Genomic DNA, 22,415 nt, shown 5'->3' with positions numbered 1-22,415 from the left:
CTTCACAGGACGTCAGGGGCCTTTACCGGGGGCCCGGGGCTCGGCTGACATCAGGTGCGACCTGTTCTTCGTCGGGCGCCGCCGGGTGGGCTTTACCGCGGTAAAGCCGACGCGCCCCTGACCCGGACCGGGTTCTGTCGGGGCGCGGCGGGTTTCCTAGAGTCGCGGGGTGACTGAAGACCGCATAGCTGACGCCCATCTGCCCGCGCTCACCGTGGCGCAGGCGGACCGCCTGCGCCGTCTCGTGGCCGATCACGTCCAGGCCCGGGGCGGTTCGCGATCCGCCGTCGGGGGAGGGGGCGTGGAGATCGAGGGCGGCGTCAGGCCGTTGACGACGCTGGCGCAGCGGTGCCGCGTGGTGCCGGAGGAGCAGTGGCCCCGGCTGGTCGCCGAGCACTTCGCGCGCCTCGACGAGGTGTCCCAAGGAGGGGAGGGGGCGGAGGAACTGCTGCGGGGCGCGTACCCCCGGCTGCTGTCCTCCGATGCGCTCGCGGGGGAGGCGGCCGACCACTTCCGGTACGTGCGGCCGGTGGCCGAGGACCTGGTCGTGGCACTGGCCCTGGACGCGCCCACGTCCGTACGGATCCTCACCGACGCCGACGTGGCGCGCGCCGGCCTCGAGGAGCTGTGGGCGGCGGGCCGGGCGAACCTGCTGGGGGAGCCGGTCGAGCACGTGGAGGTGCGCGGCACCTCGGGGGCGCTGCTGCACTCGGTCAGCGGCGACTCCCACTTCGTCGCGAGCAAGGCCCTGGTCCTGTCCGACCTCGCGCTGGCCGTCACCGGACGCGAACTGCCGGACGCCGGGGCACTCGTCGTGGTGCCGACGCGGCATCTGCTGGTGTTCCATCCGATCGTCGACGGCACCGTGGTGGACGCCGCCAACGACCTGGCCGCCTACGGCCTGGGCGCCTACGAAGACGGACCTGGGTCGCTCACCCCGCGCGTGTACTGGTGGCACCAGGGGAACCTGGTCTGCCTGACCGTCTTCGACCCCGACAGCCGTGTCCTGTCACTGGCGCCGCCGCCGGAGCTGCTGGAGGTGATGCGCGCGCTGCACGGACAGCGGGACGGCGCCGACGCGGGCACGCCCGATGCCACGGGTGCGGGGGCCGACACCGGCGCCGCCACAGACATGGAGGCCACGCCTGGCGAGCGGTCCACTCCGGACGCGGGGGCCACGCCTGATGCGGGAGCCACGCCTGGCGAGGAGGTCACGTCACCCTCGTACGCCACCGAGCGCCCCGACCGTGACCAGCTCGCCTCCGCTCTGGCCGCGCTCACCGCTCGTGTCGAACAGGAACCGGGCGCCCTGCCCGACGCCTTCGCGACGGCCCTCGCCGAGGCTCTCGCCCTGTGCGCGAGCGACCCCAAGGCGAACCTGCTGGAGACCTGGGAGGCCTGGGTCGCCGCCATGCAGATCGGCTCCGCGCTGTTCGCCACCACCCTGGCCGGTGAGGGCACGGTGGAGTGCCGGATCGGTGACCGGGTGCTGGCCCTCCCCGTCACCGGGCCCGTGCCGGGCGCCGACGCCCGCGCCTGGCTTGACGCCTTCTGGCTCGCCCTGGTCTGCCGCGAGTACGACCGGGTGACGCGGCTGTGCCGGGTGCCGCTGGACGATCTGCGGCGGGCGGGCGAGCACGACGCGTACGTGTTCCACTGGATCGACACCCTCCAGAGCCACTGGCTACGGCGCCCCATGGACGACATCGTCCCCAAGCTGGTCACCACCATGGAGACCTCCCACCCCCACGTGGCCACGCGCACCCCGAGCGACTTCCTCAACCTGGTCGACTACCAGCCTGTCGCGCTCTTCCACCGGCTCATCACCAACGATCACGCCGCCTTCGCCCAGGCACTCACCGAGGCGCTCGCCCACCACGAGACCTACTGGCGGGACAGGCCGCACGACCCGCGCGGCCGCGTCGCCCTCGGCCCGCTCGCCCTGGCCTGCCTCGCCCGCGACTGGGACTTCCCCCTCGACGCCCGCACCGTCGGATCGCCGTATCTGCCGCTGGCCCTGTTCGACCGGGAGTGGGTCGGGGAGTTCCCTACGTAGGGGAGACCTCTCTACATAGGGCGGCCGTCCGCTACGGAGGGCGGCCGTCCGAGCAGGGCAGTTCCTCCGCAGGGGAGGAGGCCCGCGGTCGCTACGGAGGGCACGGTGGTGGGAACGCAACTCGCCTTGTGGGTACGGAAGATGGGCCTCCGCGCCTACCTTGATGGGCATGTCAAACGACCAGGGCGGGTGGCGGCCGCAGGGATATGACGGACCGGGCTGGGAACCGCCCAAGGAGCCGCCGAGGCGGCCCCGGGACGACGGCGGCGACCCGGGCGGGCGGTCCCGCTGGAGCCTGCCGGGCATCATCGCCGTGGTCGTGGCCGCCGTGTGGTCCCTCCTGGCGTACCAGTGGACCGAGCAGAACGACTGCGAACTGCCGGAGTCGTACGGCCTGGTCCTGTCCCACGGCACACCGGATCCGTGGGAGCGGTGCGGGGAGTAGCGCGGTGCGGGGAGTGGCCCTGCGCGCGGCAGGGGCGCCCAGCGCAGGCTCACGAGGAGACCGGCACAGGCTCACGAGGCGTCCGGAACGAAGTGGACCATGATGACCCGCGCCCCAGGAGCGGCGTGCGGCGTCGCGGCGACCGTGTGGGCGACGCCGTTGCCGTACAGGGCGTGGCGCAGCCGCCGCTTCGCTCCGTCCGTGGCCATCGCCGACATGCCACCGGCGGCGTACAGGGGCCCCGCCACCGGGTCGTCGTGCACGTCCGCGACGAGGCGGCGCAGCACCTCGTTGTCGGGGTTCTCGGCGACGGCGGCCCGCAGTTGGGTGACGAAGGACGGCACCCACTGCTGCTCCCAGTCGATCAGGGTGGCGCGGGCCTCCTCGCTCAGGAGCGCCCAGCGGGCGGTGTTCCGCGGGACGCGGCCACCGGTGAACATGTCCGCGAAGGGCTGGTTGTGCGCCAGCACGGTCCACGCCAGATCGGTCACGTACATCATGTCCCGGTGGCCGTCGCAGGCCTCCTGCCATCCGTCCGGTACGGAGAGGCCGACCGTGGGGTCGAGGGGGCGGGTGGGGCGCTGGCCCCGGGCGTGCAGCCACAGCAGCACGTACTCGTCGGGGGAGAGGCGCAGGATCCGGGCCACCGCCGCCAGGTAGTCGGCCGACGGTTTGGCCAGCTGGCCGCGCTCCAGGCGGTTGCAGGTGCGCTCCGCCCGTCCCGTCAGCGCGTCCATGTCGACCTGCCGGAGCCCCTCCTGCCGCGGGCCGCGCGTGGCCGCCGCGCGCGGCGGCAGGCCGACCCACTCGGGGCGGATCAGCTGTCGCTTCGGCGCCAGGAGCGCACCGATCGGATGCGGCCCCCGTGCCGTGCCGTGGGCCGTCCGAGCCACTGAACCTCCCTCCCGCGGGTGCCGTCACCGAAGTGCCCGAAAACAATTGTTGCAACGAACTCGCCATAGATTCCGGCCTTCTGCTTCGCAACCATGAATGGCCGAATCGAGGCCCCGCTCTGCGGACGCGCGCAGAAGCCGCCATCCGGCGGCGGGGGCGGGAGAGGGAGGACATGAGCCGTTCCGTACTGGTCACCGGTGGCAACCGGGGCATCGGCCAGGCCATCGCCGCGCGCTTCGCCCAGCAGGGCGACAAGGTCGCCGTGACCTACCGCAGCGGCCCGGCGCCGCGGGGCGTGCTCGCCGTACGGTGCGACGTCACCGACTCCGCGCAGATCGACGCCGCCTACCGGGAGGTCGAGGAGGCGCACGGTCCGGTCGACGTCGCGATTGCCAACGCGGGCATCACCCGCGACAACCTGCTGATGCGGATGGACGACGAGGCCTTCACCGGCGTCATCGACACCAACCTCGTCGGCGCCGCCTGGACGGCCCGGCGCGCGCTGAAGGGCATGCTGCGCAAGAAGAACGGACGGGTCATCTTCATCTCCTCCGCCTCCGCCCTCTTCGGGCAGGCCGGACAGGCCAACTACGCGGCGTCGAAGGCCGGTCTGATCGGCCTCGCCCGCGCGCTCACCCGTGAGGTCAGGGGCCGCGGCATCACCTTCAACGTGGTCTCGCCCGGCCTCACCGAAACCGACATGACGCGTCAGCTCCCCGAGAGCAAGCTCGCCGAACTCACCGCGCAGGTCCCGCTCCAGCGCATGGCCACCCCCGACGAGATCGCCGCGGCCGTGGCCTTCGTCGCCTCGCCCGAGGCCTCGTACATCACCGGCGCGGTCATCCCCGTCGACGGCGGCGCGGCGATGGGCCACTGACCGGCCACCGCCCGGGCCGTCGCCGCCCCCTCACACGTCACCGCCACACGCCACCCCCCCACATACGTCGCCCCCGCATACGTCACTCCCGCATGCGTCGCCCCCCCCGTGATCTGCCCCCACGTTGTGCCTCCCCCCCCACGCTGTGCCCCGCGTGAGCTGCCCCCACCACCACGTGAGTTGCCCCTCCATGACGTCTCCTGAGGGTGAGGACCGGTGCGAAGCAGTCCGTCGGGTACCGACCGTCGTCGCCGTGTGCGCGTGGACGCGGCGGGGACACGGGCGGGTGGGAGTGCCCTGAAGCGGCTGTGCGAGCGGCTGATCCTCACCTTGGAGGAGCAGGTCGGCACGCTGGGGGAGCAGGCCGACGCTCTGTATGGGCAGAGCGGTGCCCATGGGCAGGGCGTCGGCCCCGTGCAGGGCGTCGGCCCCGTGCAGGGCCGTGACCACGCGCGAGACGGCAGCCACGTGCCGCTGGTGCCGCGTGCCCTGTTTGGCTCCTGGTGCGGCGTGTTGAGCGCGGACCGTGCGCATCCCGTCATCTGTGAGCTGGTGGCCTTTCCACCCCACAGCGGCATCACCGGGCTCTGCCTCCCGGGCCGCGAGCGCGATCTGCTCGTCGTCGAGGCCGATGCCGCGCTGTGCCACCAGATCACGATCTTCGGGCACGAGGTGTACCACCTTTACCGCGGTAAAAAACCGGACGCCGATTCCGTCGCGGTGTGCTCCGGTCACGACGAACGCGTGGAGCGCCAAGCGGACAAGTTCGGCATCCAACTCGCGGCGGGGTGTTACCCGCTGCTTCCGCCGCACGCCCTCGTGCAACCTCCGCCATGGGCGTCCGCGTCGTCGCCGTGAGCGCGGCGGTTCCTCTTCCGCGCATGATGCCGGTGGGGTGTCCAGGGATCTCAGGAGGCTGCGCCGTGACAGCGCCGTACGACGCCGACGTGCTCATCGTGGGCGCGGGCCCGGCAGGCGGAGCCGCCGCGCTCATGGCCGCCAGCCTGCGCCTGCGCGTCACCGTGGTGGAGGCCGAGCGCGTCGGCGGCAGGCTCCAGGCGATCGGGGCGGTGGAGAACGTCCCTGGCTGGCACACGGGTCCGGGCCTCGCGCGTGCCCTGGACGCGGACCTGGCCGCGCTGCGGGAGGCGGGCCGGTGCCAGGTGCTGCGGGCCCGTGCCACGGCCGTGCGGGGGTACGAGGACCGGGCCGAGGTCACGCTCGCCGACGGCCGGGCCCTTACCGCGCCGGGCGTCGTGGTCGCCACCGGTGTCACACCGCTGACCGCCGCCGACGCGCCGTGGCTGACGGCGCCCGCGGGGCTGGTCGCGCCGCCGCTGTGGCGGGCGGTACCGGACGACGTGCGCGGAGCCGCGTATGTGCTGGGCGCCGACCGGCCGTTGGGGACGTGGCTGCGGTCGCACCCAGGGGCGCGGGTGACGCTACGGGTGCTGTGCCCTCCGGAGGACGACTACAAGGCGGCGGAGGTAGCAGGGGTGGCAGGGGAGGACCGGGTGCGGTTGATCCCGGTCTCTGGAGTGACGGTTCTCGAAGCCGACGCCTCCGGAGAGGCGGGGGACTCCGTCACCGCGAACACCGGTGAGGCGGCGGAAGCCGCCGTCCCCGGAGCGGCCGCCTGGTCCGTGGACGTCCGTGACCGCGCCGGACGGCGCACCACGCACACCGCGCACACACTCCTCACGAACCTCGGCAACACCCCCGCCGCGCTCCCCGGCCTCGCACGCGCCGACGACGGGTACTGCCCTCCCCAGGCCCAGCACCCCCGCGTACGCACCGCGGGTGACCTGCGGTCCGCGCGCTACCAGCGCATCCTCACCGCGCAGGGCTCCGGCGCCGAAGCCGTGCTGGGGCTCTACTACGCGAGTGTGCTCGGGCAGGGGTGACAGCAGGCGGGCAGGGGTGACAGGCGGGTCGGGTGACAGGCGGGCCGGGGGAGGGGGCCAGGAGCCAGCCAAGGGGCCCGAGCGCACCCCCCTGCACTGCCGCGGCGGCACGCGGTGCACCATGCTGCACACGTTCGGCACACCAGCGGGGCCGTCGGCACACCAGCGAAGCCAGCCGTGCCCATGGCTACCAGCAGGGCCAGCAGGGCCAGCAGGGCCAGCAGGAGCAGTACCAGTACCAGTACTAGGCAGAACCAGCAGCACCAGCAGAACCAGCAAGGGGGGACCGTGACCATCAGGGGACGGCTGGAAGGGGTCGGCGACGCCATCGGGCGCGCCGCCACCGCCGGGAGAACGGCCGCCGGACGGGCCGCCGCCGTGGGGCGGGGCGTCGCCGGGAGGTCGACGGCGGCCGGGCGCGCCGCGGCGGCGGCCGGGCGCAACCAGGCCGCCGCGGGCGGCGACTGGGTCATGGAGGCCCTGGAGCGCATCGACGTGCCCGACGCGCCCGCCACCGCGCCGTGGGAGATGTCCCTCGGCACGCTGATCAGCAGCCACCCCCGCGTACCGGACGCCCTGGGCAAGCCGCTCAAGCTGCTCAACCGCTTCGGTTCCGTACGCGTGGGCCCGGACTCCGTCGGCTTCGACGCCGATGACGTCCCCTGGGAGAAGGTCACCGAGATCCGGCTCGTCGGCGGCTACCGCTCGCTCACCAAGGAGGCGGTCGACGGGGCCTTCGACGGCATCCGGAACGTGCTCATCGCCGTACCCGGCCGCGACTGGGTCCTGGACCGGGTCGCGGAGGCCCTGACCTCGCTGCTGTTCCGCCACCTCAAGGCGGCGGACGAGTCCGGCACCGTCCAGGACGTCCTCGTACCCGGGGAGATCGTGTACCGGGGCGCGCTCGGGCGGGCGAAGTCGTGCGAGGCGGGCCTGTACCCGGTCGCGTTCCTGCTGGGCAGCCCCGCCGTGGTGCACAGCATCCTCACCACCGCCGAGCGGTACGGGGTCACGGTGACCCGTCCCGAGGGCGAACCGGACGCCGTGGAGGTCGCCGCGCTCAGGGAGCTGGGGGAGCGGGCCGGGGACACCCCGCCCCGCCTGCTCCAGCAGCCGCCGCCCCGTCTGCGCCCGCTCCCGCCACCGGCCCGCCCGCTCCCGCTACCGACCCGTCCGCTACCGTTCCCGACCCGTCCGCTCCCGTCCCCAGCCCGTCCGTCCCCAGCCCGTCCGTCCCCAGCCCGTCCGTCCCCAGCCCACCCGCCCCCGCTACCGACCCATCCGCCCCCGCTCCCCCCGCTCCCCCGCTCCCCCGCACCCCCCGCTCCCGCCCCCTGAGCCGTCGCCGCGCCTGCTTCACCGCCCGGTCGGCGGCCCACGCGTCCGCCACCGGGCCGAGGTGCCCCAGCTTGTCGGGGTTGCTCACCGAGCGGACGGTCTGGATCTGACCGTCGAGCACGTCGAGCGCCAGGGCGTTGAGGACCTTGCCGTCCCGGTCGCGGAAGAGGGCGCCGGGCTGGCCGTTGACCTCCACCGGCTCCGCCGTCACGTCGATCGCGGCCAGGTACGGGAAGACCGAGGCCAGCATCCGGGCCACCTTGTCCGCGCCGACGACGGCCCTGGCCAGCTGCGGCGCCTTGCCGCCGCCGTCGCCGACGAACTGCACGTCGGCGGCGAGCAGTTCCCGCAGCCCGCCCACGTCGCCGTCCTTCAGCGCGTCGAAGAACCGCGTGGCCAGCCGCTGCCGCGCCCGCCGGTCCGCCGCGAACCGGGGCCGCCCCTCCCGCATGTGCCGCCGCGCCCGCACCACCAGCTGACGGCAGGCCGCCTCCGAGCGGTCCACCGCCGCGGCGACCTCGTCGTACCCGAAGCCGAACACCTCCCGCAGCACGAACACCGCCCGCTCCAGCGGACTGAGCCGCTCCAGCAGCAGCAGCGCCGCCATCGACACCGAGTCGGCCAGCTCCACCGCCCGCGCCGGGTCCTCGTACGGGTCGCTGAGCAGCGGCTCGGGGAACCACGGGCCCACGTACTCCTCGCGCCGCGCCCGCGCCGAACGCAGTACGTCGATCGAGATCCGCGTCACCGTGGTCGACAGGAAGGCCTTGGCCGACGCGGGCCGGGTCGGCGAGCCGTCGAAGCGCAGCCAGGCCTCCTGCACCGCGTCCTCGGCCTCGCCGACGCTGCCCAGGATCCGGTAGGCGATCGAGAACAGCAGCGGCCGCAGCTCCTCGAACTCCTCGACCCTGCTCCCGCTCACACCGGTCTCCTTCCGCATCCTCGACCCCTCGCTCCCCAGCTCCCCAGTTACCCGGCTCCCCAACTCAGCGCGTACTAGTGGTGGAACGAGCCCGGCTCGTAGTCACCGGCCGGTGTCTGGGCGATGATGTTCATCCGGTTGGCCATGTTCATGAAGGAGACCATGAGCGACAAGGCGACGAGTTCCTCCTCGTCGTAGTGCTTGGCGGCCTGTGCCCACACCTCGTCGCTGACGCCGGTGCCCGCGTCGGCGACCCGGGTGCCCTCCTCCGCGAACGCCAGCGCGGCCCGCTCGGCGTCGGTGAAGACGGTCGCCTCCCGCCACGCGGCGACCAGGTTCAGCCGCACCGCGGACTCACCGGCGGCGGCCGCGTCCTTGGTGTGCATGTCGACGCAGAAGGCACAGCCGTTGATCTGGCTGACGCGCAGGGCGACCAGCTCCTGCGTCGCGGCGGGCACCGACGACTCCTTGACCGCCTTGCCCACCGACATGAACTGCTTCATGACCTTGGCGGCGAGGGGGCTGGCGAAGTAGTTCAGCCGTGCGTTCATGGTGTGTTCCTCCGTGCTCGTGAGGGGCTCAGTGGCTACACCCCTGAGACGAGGTGGTGCGCCGCCCTGTGACACGGAGGGATGTGACCTGCGTCTCCGCGTCAGCCGGGGTGGCGCAGCGACACGGTGGACCCGATCCTCGCGGTGCCGCCGACGCGGACGGCGGAACCGGCCTGCTCGGAGGTGGTGACGGCGGCGGTGATCGTGGCCGGGGCGCCCAGCGCGTCCCCCATGTCCACGGCGATGCCCGCCCCGCCGCCCGGGTGCGCCGCGTGCAGGTGGGCGGCCAGGCAGGCGGTGCTGTTGGCGTTGGCGATGTCCTCCGGCACGCCGATCGCGGGGGCGAACATGCGGCGAGGCGGGGTTCGCCGGGGCGCGGGACGGTGTGTACGTAGCAGCCGAGCAGGCCGAGGCGGAGGCAGGCGTCCCGCAGCGCGTCCAGATCCGGGCGCAGGGCGGCCAGGGCGGCGCGGTCGGGGACCGGGACCAGCATGCGGGGACGCCCCAGGGTCGCCACGCAGGCGCCGGGGGCGGGCAGGCGCCGGGCCGGGAGGCCGAGGGCGGACGGCACGAGCGCCGCCTCGTCGGCCGTCGGCGCGCGCCGCGCCACCTCCCCGGCCTCGAACTCCGCCTCCACCAGGCCGTCTTCCCGCCGGGAAGCCCGTCCTCGTACGCCGCCCGACAGGGTCTCGGCACGGTGGTCCGCCGCGTCGGGGACGCCATCAGCGAGGAAGGCGAACGCGGCGATCGTCCCGTGCCCGCACCCGGGCAACTCCCCCTCGCTGGTGAAGAACCGCAGCCGCGCCGCCGTCCCGCCCCCGCCCTCCACGAAGACGGCGTGCGAGGCACCGGCGCGCCCCGGCACCGCCCGCCGCTCATCGTCGGACAGCCAGGAGTGCCCGGCGACGACGGCCGTGGGGCTCCCGCCGCCTCCCTCCCGCAGGCAGGCCCGGACGAGCGTGACAGTGAGGGCCCCGCTGTCGCTGCCGGAGCCGGGTTTCCCGGGTACGTACGCCATGACGCGGGCCCCTTCCGAGTACGCCCCGCCAGGGCGTCCCGCCCCCGGGTGCTTCTGGACCCCGAAGCGTACGCGCCGACGCCCCGGCCCGCGCCGCCCAGCACTCCGCATCCCGCCCCACGCCGCCCAGCGCCCCGCGTCCCGCCCCACGCCCCGCGGCACCCCGCATCCCGCCCCGCTCCCCGCAGCGACCCAAGCGACCGAAGCGACCGGCGCCGTGACACCGATCCGGGTGCGCCACCCCACCCCCCATGGTTCCCTTGCGAAACCAGCAACCGCGAACGCCTCAGGACCTGCCCCCCCCTGACCCCGCGGCCCCCGTTCCCTTCGCCCGGCCCCCCGCGGACCCGTCCCCCCGCCCGGCATGCGACCATGCGTCGCGGTGTGCCCGTCGCCGCCGTCACCTCGTACGGCACGCCGCGCACGTCACCTCGTACGGCCCCACGCACGGCGGGGCGCGCCGCGTGTCACGCCGTCCGGTACGCCGTACGTCACCTCGTACGTGAGCCAAGGGAACAACAGGACCAGGGAGAAGGCGGCGACCTGCGGATGCCGATGACGGGGGGACCCCGCGAGGGGAGCGGGGCGCTGCGGCGGGCCGCCGGGCGGCTTCGGGCCGCCCGGCGCGGGCGGGCGGCGGAGCGGGAGCTGCACCGCCGACTGCGCCAGCAGCTCCAGGAACTGGGGGTGCAGCCGCCGCTGCGGATCGAGGACCTGTGCCGGGCGCTCGCGCGCCGACGCGGGCGCCGCATCGTCCTGCGGCCCCTGCCGCTGCCGACCCCCGGCCCGCAGGGCCTGTGGGTGGAGACCCCCGGCCTCGACCTGGTCGTCTACCAGCAGCACACCAGCCCGATGCACCAGGAGCACATCACCCTGCACGAGGTGATGGGGCACATCTGCGGCGACCACAGGCCCGACCCCGCCGCCCAGTGGGACCTGGCCGTGCCCGGCCTCGGCCCGCAGGCGGTGCGCCGGGTGACGGGCCTCGCCCGCTGCTCGTACGACGACCCCTCCGAGTGCGAGGCGGAGCGCGCGGCGGACATCGTCTCGGCCTGGCGGTACGTCCTGGACTCGGTGGCCACGGCCGCCCCCGCCGACCCCGAACTGCGCGCCGTGCAGCTCGCGTTCGGCGACCGGCAAGGGTGGCTGTAGGGGGTACGGGGATGTCCTACGCGCTGCTCTTCGTGGCCCTCGCCGCCGCGGCCGGATGGAAGCTCCACCAGCTCGCGCGCGCGCCCGAGCACCGGCCGCTGCGCTGGCTGACGGTATGTCTGCTGTGCGCCACGGGCGCCTACCCGCTGGCCGTGCCCGCCGTCCAGGACGCCGTCGACGGCCTGGGCGGCACCGGCACCGCCAAGGTCTTCTCGGATGTGCTGATCATGGTCATGGCGTACAGCCTCATGGCCTGCTACCTCAGCACCGCCGACGGCGCGGCGGCCCGCCGGGCGGCCCGGCGCCGCATCCGCCGTGAGGGCCTGGTCCTGCTGGCCGCCGCGGGCGGCGTGGTCACGGCGTCGGCCACGGCACCCCACCACGCGGTCGCGCACAGCACCTTCAGGGACGCCGACATGACGATCCCCCAGGTGCTCGCGTTCTACCTGGGCCTCGGCCTCTACCTCGGCTATGTGTTCGCGGTCTGCTGCCGCAGGACCCACGGCTACGCCCGCAGGGCCAGCGGCTCCGACGCGGCCGGGCTGTGGGTCGCCACCCTCGGCCTGCTGGCCTTCGTCGCCGCCACGGCGGTCCGCTGCGTCCTCGTCGTCGTCCGCGCGCTGGGCGGCACCGTGCCGCACTGGCTGACCGCTGGCTCCGGAGCGCTGCTCGTGACGGCGATCCCCGCGTTCGTCGCGGGCGTCACCTGGCCCGGCGCCCGGAGCCGCCTCGCGGCCTGGCGGGTCCGGCGCCACCACCGGCGCGTGCACGACCAACTCGAGCCCCTGTGGCGCCTGTTGTCCACGACGTTCCCGGACACCGTGCTGCGCGAGCCGGGCCGGGGCCGCCGGGCCCGCGGCGCCCACCGGCGCTACGCCCGCCGCGTCGTGGAGTGCCAGGACGGGCTGCTGCGCATCGGCCCCCACCTCGGCTCCGGGGAACCCGCAGCGCCCGCCCCGCCCTCCTGGGCGTCCGTCGCCCCCGAGGAGCTGGCGGTGCGGCTCAGGCGCGCGGCCGAGTCCGTGCGCGGCGGGCACGCCGGACCCCGGCGCGGAATCCCGCCCGCGCCGCCCCAGGACGACGACAGCGAGGCCGTCGTACGGCGGCTCGTCGCCGTCTCCCAGGCGCTGCGGGCACTGCCGGACGGGACGCCCTAGGTGCCCGCCCGTGGCTCGTCGGCTTCCTCGTCCTCGCTGGTCAGGCTGTCCACGAGGGCGTTCACCGCGTGCATCAGCTCCGGTGACAGGCCCTCAGGTCCCAGGCCGCGGGCGGCGATACGGCCGATGCGGCCCGTGCGGACCCGCTGGAGCGTCCGCAGCCCGGCCACGATGGCGTCGGCCATCCCCTCGTTGTCCCGGAAGAAGAACTCGTCGACCCCGAACACCTGGGCCAGCCCCTGCCGGATCGCCGGTGACGTCTCCGTCTCCGCGCTCAGGCGCAGCTCCGCCACACCCTGTACGGAGATCACGTGCGCGCCCGCGGAGAGGTTGATGCCATGAGCGATGTCCGCGTCGGACGGACGGCTGCGGGCGTCCGGATAGGCGTGCTCCAGAAGGTAGTTGACCTTCTCGGAGATCGTCGTCGGAACCGGCGGCGAGCCCGCCGCGCCGCTCGCTCCCGCCTCCGCGGCACCCTCGGCGCCCCTGGTGCCCCCGGCGCCTCCGGTCTCCCCGAAGCTCCGGTCCTCCGCTGCCCGCAGGCGCGCCTCCGTCACTCCGTACGCCGTCGCCAGGGCCGTCACCTGGGCGGGAGCCAGCCTCCGGACACCGCGTTCCGCCTTCAGTACGGCGTCCTTGGCGCCGATGAGCCGCTCGATCGCGTACTGGGCGAAGCCCGCGTCGCACCGCAGGTCGGCGAGGTCGGGCGCCCCGTACCGGGGGAAGAGCCGGTCGACGTCCCGGCCGAGCGCCGCCGCGACGGCCGGGAGGCGCTCGGGGTCGGGCCCCCTGCCCTTCTCCCAGAAGCCGACCGTCTGACGCGTGACGCCCAGCACCCGGGCCAGCTCGGCCTGGGTGAGTCCGGCAGCCAGGCGGGCGGTGCGCAGCAGCGGGCCATCGACATGGCGTGGGGACATCGGGGAACTCCCGTACGGCTGGCTGACACGGCAGGTGCATGGTAGCCAGGGGACCGGGGAACGGCGGGCGAAATTGGCCTGGGGTAAATTTGACCCGTCGGGGGCACGTCAACGGCCAGGGGGGCTCAGTGGGACCGGTAGCAACGGCAAGCCCGGTAAGAGACATGACGGCCGTGACGGCCACGCAGGTCGCCAGGGCCGTCCGGGCGGCGAGGCGGCGATGGCGCACACGGCTCGCCGCGCGCCGCCTGCGCCACCAACTGGTCAGTGCGCTCGGGGCACTTGACGCGCGGCGTGATGCGCTGGAGGTACGTCTGGACGTACGTGATGCGCTGGACGTACGTGATGCGCTGGACGTGCGTGACGTACGGGGCACCCTCGACGTGCGTGACGCCCTGGACGAGCACCCGGCGCCCGCCCCGTCCGCGCTGCCCACCCCCCACGACATCTTCCCGCTCTGGTGCGCCCTGCTCAGCCGGGACCGCGGCCGTGCCGTCGACTACGCGCTGGTGGCGTTCCCCGCCGGGACGTCCGTCACCGGTGTGTCCGTGCGGGGGCCCGACCGGGACCTGATCGTCGTCGAGGCCACGGCGCCGCTGTTCCAGCAGATCACGATCTTCGGGCACGAGGTGTTCCACCTGTACGCGGACGACGTCTTCGGCTGCGACCGCGTGGAGCGCCGGGCGGAGCGGTACGGCGTGCTCCTGGCCGCGCGGTCCCGGCAGCGCCTCGCCCCCGCCGCCGAGCCCGGCGGGTGCCCGCTCGCGCGGCACTTCACCGCCGCGCCGCACCCCTGTTGAGGCCCCCCTCGGCGCCGCCGCGGCGCCCGCGCGCCGCGGGGACGGACAGCGTCACGTACACCCCGAGCAGCACGACCGCGATGCCCGCGGCGACGGCGGGCGGCGGGGTCTGGCCGAGCCAGACGGCGGCCAGGAGCGCGGCGCCGGGGACTTCCAGGAGGGTGAGGGTGGCCACGCTGTGCCCGCTGAGCCGGGTCAGGGCCCGGTTGAACAGCGTGTGCCCGATGAGCTGCCCGCACACCGTGAGCGCGGCCAGCAGCAGCCAGGTGCGCCCGGAGTAGCCGAACAGGGCGCTGCCCGACACCAGGCAGGTCACGAGCAGCGCCACCGCTGCGGCGGCGTACGTCGTGGCGGCGTACGTCGCCGTGTCCACCGCGCTGCGCACGGACTCGCCGACGGCGAGGTACGCGGCCATGCACAGCGCCCCGGTCAGGGCGAGCGCGTCACCGGTCAGGGCCCTCGGCGAGGTCGTGAAGTCGGCCCCGCCGATGAGGAGTACGCCGCTCAGGGCGAGCGCCATCCCGGCCCACACCCGGCGGCCGAGCCGCGCCCCGCGCACGCGCGCCAGCAGGCCCGACCACAGCGGCGTGGCGCACACCAGCGCCGTCGACGCGGCCACCGACGTCATGGTCAGGCTGGGGATCCAGGTCGCGAAGTGCGCGGCGAGGAACACCCCGGACAGCAGCGAGAGCCGCGCCGCCCGCCCGCCCCTGCGGCGTTCGCCCCTGCGGCGTTCGCCTCTGCGGCGTTCGCCCCTGCGGAGGGCGAGCCCGCCGAGGAGGACGGCGCTCCCGGCGGCGTTGCGCCAGAACGCGATGGCCAGCGCCGGGGCCTGCGCGGACGCGGCGAGCGGCGCGGTGGCCGTGACGCCGAGCACGGCCAGCGCGAGCAGCCCGGTCTCCGCGACGGAGAGACGACCGCGTGAAGGGGGCGCGGCCCGGCCCGTCCGGGCGGCGTCGGATGTCTCGGCACCGGTCATGCCGCAGAAGCTAGCGGCTGACGGCGGCGCCGGGGGAGGTCTCGGGAACGGCGAAGGCCCCTCTCGCGGACGAGAGGGGCCTTGGCTGCTTGGAGCGCCCGGCAGGCCTTGCACCTGCATTTCCCATCGGATGATGGGCGTCTTTCCTTGGACCACAGACGCGTGACTCCCGTACGCGGCACCGGAGTTGGTGCCCCGCGCCGGAGTTACGTGATGATCATACACGCCCCGGCGGGGGTGCCTGACGCACTCGGCCTCCGCGCTGCGCGCCGCCCGGAAATTCGATGGAGCGGCGCCACCGCGTCCCCCTACTGTGCTCCCGGACCGAGTCGTCTAGGCAAGGACGTGCCGTTGTACACCCTGTGAGACCCCCCGAGCGCTGATTCGTCGCGCGCCGCGCACCGCGGAACCACCACCGCCCGCGCGCCGCGCTGCTTTTTGCTGCGGACTTCTCACTGAAACCGGTGTACACCTGTGCTCCACACCTGGGTCGTCATGCCCACCTGCCTTCCCACCGTCCTCCGCCGTTGCCACGACTGCGCCTCCGGGCGCTTCCGGGCCAACGGAAAGTTCCGCGTCAACGCCCACCACAAGGCCCTCGACGCCTGGCTCCTCGTCCTGTGCGCGGGGTGCGGCCAGACCGCGAAGCTCACGGTCCTGGAGCGGGTCACCGTACGCTCCGTACGGCCCGAACTCCTGGACCGCATGCACGCCAACGACCCTTCCCTGGCAGCCGAGTTGCTTCAGAATCCGGTCCTGCTGCGGCGCAATCGCGTCGCCCTCGACTGGGAGGGCGCCTGGCGCCTCGACACCGGCGGCTCGGACCACCTGGACGCCGAGGTCGTCGACGTGTCGGTCCGCTTCGCGGCGCGGATCCCCGTCCGGCCGGTGCGGCTGATCGCCGAGGGCTGCGGCCTGTCACGGGCCGAGGTCGAGCGGCTGATCGCGGAGGGCGGGCTCGTCTCCGCGGTCCGCCTGAACGGCAGGCTCACCGGCGACTTCACCTTCACGCTCAAGCGCTGAGCCCGCCAGCCCAAGGGGCCGGGGCCTGTCCGGCGGATGGCGCCGGACAGGCCCCGGTCGGTTGACCGGGCGCCGTCACTTCCAGGGGTCGGTGAAGGAGCGGCCCGGCACCGGCTTGGCGATGAGCGCCACCGGGATGAAGAAGTTCACCTGGCCGATCGCGAACATCAGCGTGGCGAGCGCCTTGGGCTCGTACTGCTCCGCGGCGAGCGCGTACAGCTCGTCCGGCACCCGCTCGCCCTCCGCCGACGGCTGGAGCACCGCCTCCACGAGCGCGAGCGCGGCCCGCTCGGCAGCGGTGAAGTACGGCGAGTCCCGCCACGACGCCACCGAGGTGATCCGCTCCTCCGACTCCCCGGCCTTGCGCAGGAACCCCGTGTGCAGCACGGTCAGATAGGTGCTGCCGACGATCTGCCCCGCCCGCAGCTGCACCAGGCTGATCGTGGACCGCGGCACCGAACCGTTGCCGGTGACCCTGAACAGCGCCGCCGAGACGTCCGCCAGCTCCGGCACCAGCTCCGCGGGGTCGTCGGACATCCGCGGCACCAGCGGAACCTCGGCCGTGATCGCGCGTGCTTCCATGACTGTCTCCTTCATCCACGTCATCTGGGTAGCGCGCCCCGCGCGGTGCGCCCTGTGGGGCGCCCCGCGCGGGGCGTTCACCGCTATGACGGCCACCGGGAGACAGATGTGACCGGTTGGCGGCACGAATTTCCCGCGGCGTCGCGCGGCGCTACCGCACGGCGCGGACCAGGGTCGCGAGGTGGTGTGCCGCCAGGCGCAGGGGGGTGTCGTCGCTGGAGACGCGGCTGATCAGTTCGGCGCCTTCGAGCGTCGACAGGATGGTGCAGGCGAGCGCCGCGGACTGCTCCGGGGGACGCCGCCGTCGCTCAGCTTGGCGGCGATCAGTTCGCGCCACTGGCGCAGCGCGTCGTCCGACGTCCGCTGGATCAGCGGGGAGCGCCCGATGATCTCCAGGGCCGTCGCGGCGACGGGGCACCCGTCGGTCCAGTCGGAGTCCCGCAGCGAGTCGGCCATCAGGTGGGCGCACCTCGCGACCGCGTCGGCGGTGTCGTCCGTGCTGGACAGGCCCTCGCGCAGCAGCGCGGTGAACTCCGCGGCGCCGAAGCGCAGCGCCTCGGCGGCCAACTCCTCCTTGCCCTGGGGGAAGTGGTGGTACAGCGAGCCGTAGGTGGCCGCGGCCTCCTTGAGGATCTGCTTGACGCTCGTGCCCTCGTACCCCTGGCGCTGGAGCAGGGTCGCCGTGGCCGCGACGAGCCGGGTGCGGGTGTCGCCCGGCGCCGCCCGCCCCGCTGTCGTCCGCTCGGCTGTCGTCCGCCCCGCGTGCTCCTCGGGGGCGGCGGAAGCTGCGGCGGCTGCGGCGTTCATGACGTCAGCGTACCCAACCATCCGGCTGGATAGATCGATCGATCTAGTCTGTTACGCTCCACTAGATCGATCGATCCAGTGGAGGCGTGATGAACGACGTATCCGTGCGCACCGCCCACCCGGGGTTCGGGCGCATGTTCGCTCCCGAGCGGCTGACGCTCGGTCTCTTCCTGCCGCTGTGGCCGTACGCGGGGGACATGCGGGCCATGGCCGGGCAGGCGGAGGCGATCGAGCGGGCCGACGGGTCGCCGTTCGCGGCGCTGTGGGTGCGCGACGTGCCGCTGTACGACCCGGGGTTCGGCGACGTCGGCCAGGTCTACGACCCCTGGACCTACCTCGCCTGGCTGGCCGCGCACACCCGGCGGCTCTCCCTGGCGGCGGGCAGCGCCGTCTTCACGCTGCGCCACCCCATCGACCTGGCCAAGCAGGCCGCGTCGATCGACCAGCTCAGCGGCGGACGCCTGGTCCTCGGAGCGGCGTCCGGCGACCGGGGCTCGGAGTTCCCCGCGTACGGAATCGACCACGCCGCCCGGGGCGAGCGGTACCGGGAGGCCTTCGCCTGGTTCCGCGAGCTGACGGAGACGGCGGCGCCGAGCATCTCCTCCGCGCTCGGCAGTTTCGGCGGCGGCCTCGACCTGCTGCCGAAGCCGGTCGCCGGGCGGATCCCGCTCCTGGTCACCGGATCGTCGCAGCAGAAGCCGGAGTGGATCGCCGAGCACGCCGACGGCTGGCTCGTCTACCCCGGGGGGCCGGACTCGATCGCGGCCACCGACGCGCTCGGCCGCAAGGCCGCCGCCTGGCGGGAGCTGATCCCGGGCGGCCGGTTCAAACCGGTGGCCACCAACGAGTGGATCGACCTCACGGAGGACCCGCGCACGCCGCCGACCCCGCTGCGTGGCGGCTTCGTGCTGCGGATCGGCACCCGGGCGCTGGTCGAGCAGCTGCACCGGTGGCAGGAGCGCGGCGTCAACCACGTCGCGCTCGGCGTGCAGCACGGCCGCAGGCCCGCCGCCGAGGTCGTCGCCCAGCTCGCCGAGGACGTCGCCCCGCGCTTCCCGGCCCTCGCGGGCCCCGAGCCGGAGGCACCCGCGTGGTGAACCCGCCCGCGACGGGCGCCGCCGTGCCGCCGCGGGGCGCGGCGGTGGAGGAGTTCCGCGCCGCCATGCGGCACTTCCCGACCGGCGTGACCGTCCTGACGACCACGGGCCCGGCCGGTCCGCACGGCATGACGGCCAACGCGGTCATGTCGGTCTCGCTGCGGCCGCCCACGGTGCTCGCCGCGGTGCACCACGACACGGTCACGCACGCGATCCTCGACGCCGCGACGAGCTTCACCGTCAACGTCCTCGCCGCCGACCAGGAGGACCTCGCCGTCCTGTTCGCCCGCTCCGGGCCCGACGAGGACCCCTTCCTCCACGTGCCGTGGCGGCCCTCCGAGCTGACGGGCAACCCGGTGCTCACCCAGAGCGTCGCCGTCCTCGACTGCCACCTGGACCGCCGGGTCGCCGTGGCCGACCACACCCTCGCCATCGGCGCCGTGGCCACCGCCCGCGTCCACCGTCCCGACGCCGCCCCGCTGGTGTTCGCCCGGCGCACCTTCCAGACGGTGACGCGCCCCTGACGGCCGCTCGGTTTCCGGGCGGGCCCCGGCGGGGGAGGGGGCAACTTCCGTACGGCTAGCCTCGGTAGGCCTCGTCCACGGGGGTGCGGGGCGGGGGCGCGTCGTCGGCGGCGGGCCGCACCCTCGGGCGGTCGCGGAACACCCAGGTGCGGTACGACCAGAAGCGGAAGGCGCTGGCGAGGCCGAGGCCGACGACGTTCTTCGCCACGTTGTCCCCCAGCGCGGAGGTGTAGCCGAAGCCGTAGTGGGACAGGGCGAGCACGCCGTTCTGGATCAGCATGCCGAGGACACTGAACAGGACGAAGAGCGTGGCCTCGCGGGTGTGGCCGCTCTTGTCGCGGTGGCGGTAGGTCCAGCAGCGGTTTCCGGCGTACGTGGTGGCGACGGCGACCGAACTGGCGAGGAGACCGGACCGCACGGTTTGCAACTGGAAGGCATGGAGGCACAGGTTGAACACGGTGGTGTCCACCACCCAGCCCACCGCGCCCACCGTGCCGAACCTGCTGACCTCGCCGCCGAGCCGCCGCGCCGTCCGCGCCTTCCGCGTGGTCAATTCACCGCGGATCAATGCCGCTTACCCCGTTCGTCGACGACTCTGCCCGCTCGCATGCTACCTGCGCCCGTCCGCCCGCGCCGCGCCGATTCCCTCCCGCCCGCGGTGCCGCCCCCGCCGAGCGCGGAGGGAGGGATGCGCTAGCGCGAATGTGCTGCCCGGCTTCCCGGCCGCCCGCCCGGTCTCCCGGCCGCTCGCCCGCCCGGCTGTTCGGGCGGTCCCGTGCCGGTGGGTGACGGGTGCTACTTCCCGGCCGTGCCGGGCTTGTTGTCGAGGGACTGCTGGTAGACGTCCGCGTGGGTGGGGGAGTCCTTGATGAGGTCGTCGCAGAACGCGGCGACGTCGTGACCGGTGACGTCCAGGACGCCCCTGCCGGAGGCCGCGCCCTCCTCGAAGAAGTCGACGATGCCCGGGAGCAGGGGCCCGTCGAGCAGGTCGACCGGGCCGACCTTGAAGAGGTACCGCTGCATCTCCTGGTAGACGATCCGGTAGTCCGGCGGCAGCGCCTGGACCCGTGCCCTGTGGGCCCGCCACTGCCTCTTGCCCTGGATCATGTCGTGGACGCTCATGTCAGCCTCCCAGCCGGGCCAGTTTCCTCGCGACGTTGTCGTTGAGCTGCTCGCGCCACCGGTCGCGGTGGGTGCGGGCGCGCTCCCCGCCAAGGAGGGCCGCGCAGAACCCCGCGATGTCGTCGCCGAGCACCTCGTGGACGCCCTGGCCGTCCGCCGCGGTCTCCTCAAGCAGCCCCAGGGCGCCGTCGAGGATCGGCGTCAGATTGCGGCCCGTGAAGTCCGCGTGCGGGGCGGTGCGCGCCTTGATCTCCTCCCAGGCCGCCCGGTGGTCGTCCGGCAGGGCCGCGGCCCTGGCCTCGAACGCCTGCCACTCCCTGGTGAGGTCGCTGCCCGTGAGGGTTTGCCAGAAGCTCATCGCCCGCTCTCCTTGAGCTTGTCGATGCGTGAGGAGAGGTACTCCCACTTCGCCCAGAACGTCGCCAGGTGCTCGCGCCCGGCGTCGTTGAGGGTGAAGAACTTGCGCGGCGGGCCCTGCCCGGAGGGCCGCTTGGTGACCTGGACGAGTCCGTTCCGCTCCAGCCGCACCAGGATGGTGTAGACCGTCCCCTCGACGACGTCGGTGAAGCCGAGTTCGTTCAACCGGCGCGTGATGGCGTACCCGTAGGTCTCCTCGCCGCTGATGATCTGGAGGACGCAGCCCTCAAGGGTGCCCTTCAGCATCTCCGTCAGATCGTCCATGTCTTTGCCAGGTCGTTCATCGCGGGCCCTCTTCGCTCCATCCGGTGCCGTCTGCCCAGTACTGCGTAGTACTGAGTACTAGTACACAGTATCACAGAGTACTGGGGTGTGCCGGGCGCGCGGAGGCGGCGGCGACCGGGGATGGTGACACATGAAACCGGCGGGGGTACAGGTTTCGGTCCGGGGGCCGGGCGGGGCGCTCCCGCCGCCCTTGTTGATGCCGTCAGGGCGGTCCTAGCGTGGCGTTTCAGTGATCGGGGGAACGACGGACGCCGACTGTCCCGGCGCCGGGACCGGTCCCCTTTGCCCCGGGATCGCCAGGGACGTGAGCTGTCCCGGCGCCGGGACCGGACGTTCCCGCACGCGAACCCATCCCCAGTCACTCCGTGACGGACAAGGACGGTGGCAGTTGAGCACGAACCCCTTCGACGACGAGGACGGCCGCTTCTACGTCGTGGTCAACGACGAGGAGCAGCACTCCCTGTGGCCGACGTTCGCCGAGGTGCCCGAGGGCTGGCGCGTCGTCTTCGGCGAGGCGGCCCGGGCCGAGTGCCTGGAGTACGTCGAGAAGAACTGGACCGACCTGCGCCCCAAGAGCCTGCGTGAGGCCATGGCGGCGCAGTGACACCGTCGGCCTCTCCCAGGGGGAGGCCGACCGAGCAGGCTGACCGAAGGAGAACGACGGTGATCACCGTCCGGGGGCTCGGTCGAGCGATCGTCGCCCAGGAGAACACTGTGGTGGGGAGATGAAGGCTGTGGGCGCGCGTCCTGTGCGAATCGCGAACGGATACAAGGCGGGGCCGACGGGCACACGCGGGGAACCCGCGCAGCGCGATGTGGTGCTGTCCTTCGTGGACAAGAAGGCAACGGTCCAGAAGTCGGGGATGATCCTGCCGCGGGACCTGTCGGAGCGCTCCTGGGAGCGGATCGGCTCCAGCCTGCGCGAGCTCACCAATTCCTCGGCGTGGTGGCTCGCCGACTGGCTGATCTTCGGCGAGGCCACCTACGGGTGGCGGCGCTACCGGGAGGCGATCGAGCGCACCGGGCTCGACTACCAGACCCTGCGCAACTACGCCTGGGTGGCCCGGCGGTTCGAGCACCACCGCAGGCGTGACAGCCTCAGCTTCGCCCACCACGCCGAGGTGACCCGGCTCTCGCCGCCGGAGCAGGACTACTGGCTGCGCAAGGCAGAGCAGCAGAAGTGGTCGCGCAACGAACTGCGCAAGGCGGTGCGCGCGAGCCTGGCGGAGCAGACCCGCGAGCTGTCGCCGTCGCAGTCGAACGGCGACGAGAAGCAGGAAGTGACCCAGCTGTCCGAGTCCGCCGGAGCGGACAAGCGCCGCAAGGTCGCGAGGCTCACCATCGAGCTGTCTCCCGGGCAGCTCGACTACTACTCGAAGGTGGCGGCCGCGCACGGGCTCTCCGTGGACAAGTGGGTGACCCAGGTGCTCGACGCCGCCGAGCGGCGCACCGCGTAGGCGGCGCACCGCGCAAGGCAGCCAGCGACCCGGGGGCCCGCGTCGTCGCGGCTCGGCGTGCTCGCTCGGCCCACCAGTCACGTGTGTCCCA

At 73.7% G+C, this 22,415-nt stretch carries 24 protein-coding genes and 3 pseudogenes; 14 read left to right on the top strand and 13 right to left on the bottom strand.

From position 1 onward, the window contains the following. Window positions 1-169: 169 nt before the first annotated feature. Complete coding sequence (locus ACOBQU_RS39795; protein ID WP_423635377.1) at window positions 170-2,056, top strand: immunity 49 family protein; 1,887 nt, start codon at window positions 170-172, stop codon at window positions 2,054-2,056. Window positions 2,057-2,225: 169 nt separating this feature from the next. Beyond that, window positions 2,226-2,501 (top strand): hypothetical protein, encoded by a 276-nt coding sequence (locus tag ACOBQU_RS39790; protein ID WP_423635375.1) that lies wholly within the window; start codon window positions 2,226-2,228, stop codon window positions 2,499-2,501. 71 nt (window positions 2,502-2,572) lie between these two features. Here ACOBQU_RS39790 and ACOBQU_RS39785 read toward each other — a convergent pair whose 3' ends face one another. After that, the gene (locus ACOBQU_RS39785) at window positions 2,573-3,394 is read right to left on the bottom strand and encodes an XRE family transcriptional regulator (RefSeq protein WP_423635373.1); all 822 of its coding nucleotides are present in this window, start codon (window positions 3,392-3,394) and stop codon (window positions 2,573-2,575) included. Window positions 3,395-3,567: 173 nt separating this feature from the next. Between ACOBQU_RS39785 and ACOBQU_RS39780 the strand changes: the two genes are divergently transcribed. From ACOBQU_RS39780 to ACOBQU_RS39765, 4 genes are all read left to right on the top strand, one after another. After that, on the top strand, window positions 3,568-4,272 hold the full coding sequence (locus ACOBQU_RS39780) for an SDR family oxidoreductase (protein ID WP_423635371.1): 705 nt from the start codon (window positions 3,568-3,570) through the stop codon (window positions 4,270-4,272). Window positions 4,273-4,602: 330 nt separating this feature from the next. Then, window positions 4,603-5,130 carry an ImmA/IrrE family metallo-endopeptidase gene (locus tag ACOBQU_RS39775; protein WP_423635369.1) on the top strand — a complete coding sequence of 176 codons (528 nt, stop codon included), beginning with the start codon at window positions 4,603-4,605 and terminating at the stop codon, window positions 5,128-5,130. Window positions 5,131-5,195: 65 nt separating this feature from the next. After that, window positions 5,196-6,176: an oxidoreductase gene (locus ACOBQU_RS39770; protein WP_423635367.1), complete on the top strand. Its 981-nt coding sequence runs from the start codon at window positions 5,196-5,198 to the stop codon at window positions 6,174-6,176. 288 nt (window positions 6,177-6,464) lie between these two features. Further along, on the top strand, window positions 6,465-7,514 hold the full coding sequence (locus tag ACOBQU_RS39765) for a hypothetical protein (RefSeq protein ID WP_423635365.1): 1,050 nt from the start codon (window positions 6,465-6,467) through the stop codon (window positions 7,512-7,514). Window position 7,515: 1 nt separating this feature from the next. Here the strand turns inward: ACOBQU_RS39765 and ACOBQU_RS39760 are convergent. From ACOBQU_RS39760 to ACOBQU_RS39745, 4 genes and pseudogenes are all read right to left on the bottom strand, one after another. Further along, a pseudogene (locus ACOBQU_RS39760) lies at window positions 7,516-8,454 on the bottom strand (RNA polymerase sigma-70 factor); the annotation flags it as partial. 56 nt (window positions 8,455-8,510) lie between these two features. Beyond that, a complete protein-coding gene (locus tag ACOBQU_RS39755; protein ID WP_423635363.1) occupies window positions 8,511-8,987 on the bottom strand; it encodes a carboxymuconolactone decarboxylase family protein in 477 nt (158 codons plus the stop codon). A 101-nt stretch (window positions 8,988-9,088) separates the two neighbouring features. Then, window positions 9,089-9,337, bottom strand: a complete 249-nt coding sequence (locus ACOBQU_RS39750) for a PhzF family phenazine biosynthesis protein (protein ID WP_423635361.1) — start codon at window positions 9,335-9,337, stop codon at window positions 9,089-9,091. A 113-nt stretch (window positions 9,338-9,450) separates the two neighbouring features. Further along, a pseudogene (locus ACOBQU_RS39745) lies at window positions 9,451-10,005 on the bottom strand (PhzF family phenazine biosynthesis protein); the annotation flags it as partial. A 555-nt stretch (window positions 10,006-10,560) separates the two neighbouring features. Here ACOBQU_RS39745 and ACOBQU_RS39740 point away from each other — a divergent pair. Both ACOBQU_RS39740 and ACOBQU_RS39735 read left to right on the top strand, forming a co-directional pair. Continuing rightward, entirely contained in the window at window positions 10,561-11,157 is a 597-nt protein-coding gene (locus tag ACOBQU_RS39740; protein WP_423635359.1) for a hypothetical protein, read from the top strand. Between the two features lie 11 nt (window positions 11,158-11,168). Then, window positions 11,169-12,314, top strand: a complete 1,146-nt coding sequence (locus ACOBQU_RS39735) for an MAB_1171c family putative transporter (RefSeq protein WP_423635357.1) — start codon at window positions 11,169-11,171, stop codon at window positions 12,312-12,314. Here the strand turns inward: ACOBQU_RS39735 and ACOBQU_RS39730 are convergent. Further along, window positions 12,311-13,231 (bottom strand): helix-turn-helix transcriptional regulator, encoded by a 921-nt coding sequence (locus ACOBQU_RS39730; RefSeq protein WP_423635355.1) that lies wholly within the window; start codon window positions 13,229-13,231, stop codon window positions 12,311-12,313. The two genes, ACOBQU_RS39735 and ACOBQU_RS39730, sit on opposite strands and share 4 nt — an antisense overlap. A 164-nt stretch (window positions 13,232-13,395) precedes the next feature. Between ACOBQU_RS39730 and ACOBQU_RS39725 the strand changes: the two genes are divergently transcribed. Further along, complete coding sequence (locus ACOBQU_RS39725; protein WP_423635353.1) at window positions 13,396-14,031, top strand: hypothetical protein; 636 nt, start codon at window positions 13,396-13,398, stop codon at window positions 14,029-14,031. Here ACOBQU_RS39725 and ACOBQU_RS39720 read toward each other — a convergent pair. After that, a complete protein-coding gene (locus tag ACOBQU_RS39720; RefSeq protein ID WP_423635351.1) occupies window positions 14,006-15,010 on the bottom strand; it encodes a DMT family transporter in 1,005 nt (334 codons plus the stop codon). The genes ACOBQU_RS39725 and ACOBQU_RS39720 overlap by 26 nt on opposite strands. Window positions 15,011-15,484: 474 nt before the next feature. Between ACOBQU_RS39720 and ACOBQU_RS39715 the strand changes: the two genes are divergently transcribed. Further along, a complete protein-coding gene (locus ACOBQU_RS39715; protein ID WP_423635349.1) occupies window positions 15,485-16,033 on the top strand; it encodes a DUF1062 domain-containing protein in 549 nt (182 codons plus the stop codon). 75 nt (window positions 16,034-16,108) lie between these two features. On the opposite strand, the gene ACOBQU_RS39710 is transcribed toward ACOBQU_RS39715, so the two are convergent. Continuing rightward, entirely contained in the window at window positions 16,109-16,615 is a 507-nt protein-coding gene (locus ACOBQU_RS39710) for a carboxymuconolactone decarboxylase family protein (RefSeq protein WP_423635347.1), read from the bottom strand. A gap of 151 nt (window positions 16,616-16,766) precedes the next feature. Next, a pseudogene (locus ACOBQU_RS39705) lies at window positions 16,767-17,422 on the bottom strand (TetR/AcrR family transcriptional regulator). A gap of 89 nt (window positions 17,423-17,511) precedes the next feature. Between ACOBQU_RS39705 and ACOBQU_RS39700 the strand changes: the two are divergent. Together ACOBQU_RS39700 and ACOBQU_RS39695 are read left to right on the top strand one after the other, a co-directional pair. Then, on the top strand, window positions 17,512-18,519 hold the full coding sequence (locus ACOBQU_RS39700; protein WP_423635345.1) for an LLM class oxidoreductase: 1,008 nt from the start codon (window positions 17,512-17,514) through the stop codon (window positions 18,517-18,519). Then, entirely contained in the window at window positions 18,513-19,043 is a 531-nt protein-coding gene (locus ACOBQU_RS39695) for a flavin reductase family protein (RefSeq protein ID WP_423635343.1), read from the top strand. Before ACOBQU_RS39700 ends, ACOBQU_RS39695 begins: the two co-directional genes overlap by 7 nt. Window positions 19,044-19,098: 55 nt before the next feature. On the opposite strand, the gene ACOBQU_RS39690 is transcribed toward ACOBQU_RS39695, so the two are convergent. The 4 genes from ACOBQU_RS39690 to ACOBQU_RS39675 form a co-directional block, all read right to left on the bottom strand. Beyond that, window positions 19,099-19,596: a GtrA family protein gene (locus ACOBQU_RS39690; protein WP_423635341.1), complete on the bottom strand. Its 498-nt coding sequence runs from the start codon at window positions 19,594-19,596 to the stop codon at window positions 19,099-19,101. 242 nt (window positions 19,597-19,838) lie between these two features. Further along, a complete protein-coding gene (locus ACOBQU_RS39685; RefSeq protein WP_423635339.1) occupies window positions 19,839-20,165 on the bottom strand; it encodes a DUF1048 domain-containing protein in 327 nt (108 codons plus the stop codon). Window position 20,166: 1 nt separating this feature from the next. Beyond that, on the bottom strand, window positions 20,167-20,523 hold the full coding sequence (locus ACOBQU_RS39680; protein ID WP_423635337.1) for a DUF1048 domain-containing protein: 357 nt from the start codon (window positions 20,521-20,523) through the stop codon (window positions 20,167-20,169). Further along, the gene (locus ACOBQU_RS39675; protein ID WP_423635335.1) at window positions 20,520-20,846 is read right to left on the bottom strand and encodes a PadR family transcriptional regulator; all 327 of its coding nucleotides are present in this window, start codon (window positions 20,844-20,846) and stop codon (window positions 20,520-20,522) included. Before ACOBQU_RS39675 ends, ACOBQU_RS39680 begins: the two co-directional genes overlap by 4 nt. A 409-nt stretch (window positions 20,847-21,255) precedes the next feature. Here ACOBQU_RS39675 and ACOBQU_RS39670 point away from each other — a divergent pair, with 409 nt between their 5' ends. Beyond that, a complete protein-coding gene (locus ACOBQU_RS39670) occupies window positions 21,256-21,471 on the top strand; it encodes an MbtH family protein (RefSeq protein ID WP_423635333.1) in 216 nt (71 codons plus the stop codon). 226 nt (window positions 21,472-21,697) lie between these two features. Then, entirely contained in the window at window positions 21,698-22,324 is a 627-nt protein-coding gene (locus tag ACOBQU_RS39665) for an LmbU family transcriptional regulator (protein ID WP_423635331.1), read from the top strand. Window positions 22,325-22,415 lie beyond the last annotated feature (91 nt).

Origin of the sequence: Streptomyces sp. G45, assembly GCF_049542095.1 — a bacterium.
Classification (GTDB): Bacteria; Actinomycetota; Actinomycetes; order Streptomycetales; family Streptomycetaceae; genus Streptomyces.
The sequence above is the reverse complement of the archived record's forward strand: the minus strand, read 5'-3'. Positions and strand labels throughout refer to the sequence as shown.

What these genes read in the sequence shown, in the direction of transcription:
- ACOBQU_RS39685 (WP_423635339.1), bottom strand. Translation starts at nt 20,165, where the DNA reads ATGAGCGTCCACGACATGATCCAGGGCAAGAGGCAGTGGCGGGCCCAC.
- ACOBQU_RS39730 (WP_423635355.1), bottom strand. Translation starts at nt 13,231, where the DNA reads ATGTCCCCACGCCATGTCGATGGCCCGCTGCTGCGCACCGCCCGCCTG.
- ACOBQU_RS39710 (WP_423635347.1), bottom strand. Translation starts at nt 16,615, where the DNA reads ATGGAAGCACGCGCGATCACGGCCGAGGTTCCGCTGGTGCCGCGGATG.
- ACOBQU_RS39720 (WP_423635351.1), bottom strand. Translation starts at nt 15,010, where the DNA reads ATGACCGGTGCCGAGACATCCGACGCCGCCCGGACGGGCCGGGCCGCG.
- ACOBQU_RS39740 (WP_423635359.1), top strand. Translation starts at nt 10,561, where the DNA reads ATGACGGGGGGACCCCGCGAGGGGAGCGGGGCGCTGCGGCGGGCCGCC.
- ACOBQU_RS39680 (WP_423635337.1), bottom strand. Translation starts at nt 20,523, where the DNA reads ATGAGCTTCTGGCAAACCCTCACGGGCAGCGACCTCACCAGGGAGTGG.
- ACOBQU_RS39780 (WP_423635371.1), top strand. Translation starts at nt 3,568, where the DNA reads ATGAGCCGTTCCGTACTGGTCACCGGTGGCAACCGGGGCATCGGCCAG.
- ACOBQU_RS39700 (WP_423635345.1), top strand. Translation starts at nt 17,512, where the DNA reads ATGAACGACGTATCCGTGCGCACCGCCCACCCGGGGTTCGGGCGCATG.
- ACOBQU_RS39735 (WP_423635357.1), top strand. Translation starts at nt 11,169, where the DNA reads ATGTCCTACGCGCTGCTCTTCGTGGCCCTCGCCGCCGCGGCCGGATGG.
- ACOBQU_RS39750 (WP_423635361.1), bottom strand. Translation starts at nt 9,337, where the DNA reads ATGTTCGCCCCCGCGATCGGCGTGCCGGAGGACATCGCCAACGCCAAC.
- ACOBQU_RS39790 (WP_423635375.1), top strand. Translation starts at nt 2,226, where the DNA reads ATGTCAAACGACCAGGGCGGGTGGCGGCCGCAGGGATATGACGGACCG.
- ACOBQU_RS39725 (WP_423635353.1), top strand. Translation starts at nt 13,396, where the DNA reads ATGACGGCCGTGACGGCCACGCAGGTCGCCAGGGCCGTCCGGGCGGCG.
- ACOBQU_RS39675 (WP_423635335.1), bottom strand. Translation starts at nt 20,846, where the DNA reads ATGGACGATCTGACGGAGATGCTGAAGGGCACCCTTGAGGGCTGCGTC.
- ACOBQU_RS39755 (WP_423635363.1), bottom strand. Translation starts at nt 8,987, where the DNA reads ATGAACGCACGGCTGAACTACTTCGCCAGCCCCCTCGCCGCCAAGGTC.